Source organism: Oleiphilus sp. HI0079 (assembly GCF_001635105.1).
Window position 1 is genome coordinate 1 of record NZ_LWFT01000041.1, and the last position, 1,044, is coordinate 1,044.

The 1,044-nt window shown below is 49.9% G+C and carries 1 protein-coding gene and 1 pseudogene; both read right to left on the reverse strand.

Annotated features, from left to right (window positions below):
• Positions 1 to 491: pseudogene (locus A3750_RS00745) on the reverse strand (1-deoxy-D-xylulose-5-phosphate reductoisomerase); the annotation flags it as partial.
• The coding region (locus A3750_RS00750; RefSeq protein ID WP_156498273.1) for a phosphatidate cytidylyltransferase at positions 488 to 1,044 on the reverse strand (557 nt) is incomplete at its 5' end. The pseudogene A3750_RS00745 and the gene A3750_RS00750, both read right to left, overlap by 4 nt.

Sequence of the window (1,044 nt, forward strand, 5' to 3'; positions counted from 1 at the left end):
GAAGGAAGGCACTGAAAGATGGCGTTATGCTCACTATCTATAGGGAGAATCGTTGCACCCGAATTTTCAATAGCAGTCATAAACAAAGAGCCAGACAAAACCAGCGACTCCTTGTTGGCAAGCAACACTTTTTTACCAGCGCTAGCCGCCGCATAGCTTGATTCAAGTCCTGCGCTGCCCACGATCGCGGCCATAACGATATCCACCTCTGTCGCAGAAGCAATATCAATAAGAGCGTGAGGCCCAACCAAGAGCTCAGTCAGGGTGCCACTATCTCGAAACGCTGCTAGCGCTTCGTCAGCAACGGAGATATCAGAAACGACAGCATACCGGGGCGCGTGCTGAACACTCAGCTTCAGCAGCTCGGACCAATTACTGTGCGCACTTAGAGCATATACTTCATACTTATCAGGGTGCCGCGCGGCAACATCCAGCGTGTTAAGACCAATCGATCCGGTAGCACCAAGTACAGAGAGCTTTTTTGCGCTCACGGATTACCCCAAGCAATCCAAGAAAAGCTATAAAGAAGCGCTGTAAGCACTGGAATGCTTGCCGTTAAACTGTCTATTCGATCAAGCACACCGCCGTGCCCAGGTAAGAGATTGCTACTATCTTTTATACCAGCTTCACGTTTGAACAAACTTTCTGTCAAATCACCAAATATTGAAACGATTGCAGCGATCACCGTGACCACAACTAACTGAATGGTCAAGGCAGAGCTCAAATCAAGCCAAAATGCGGCAACCAAGGCAAGAACGACGGTACAACCCAGCCCTCCCCAAGCGCCAGCCCAGCTCTTGCCAGGTGAAACTGCAGGAGCAAGTTTCGCCTTTCCAAACGCGCGACCCGCGAAGTAAGCGCCGGTGTCTGCAGCCCAAATCAAAAGCAATGCGTAAAAAAGAACTAAATGAACACCAAGGTCGATATCAACTAACATTTGCGCCTCGCGAAGCGCCAACATCGTCTTCCAAAATGGTATGAGAATCAACAAACCAATACCCAGCTTCACTGATCGCTGCCGCCAGAAGCGGCTAGTACCGGGAT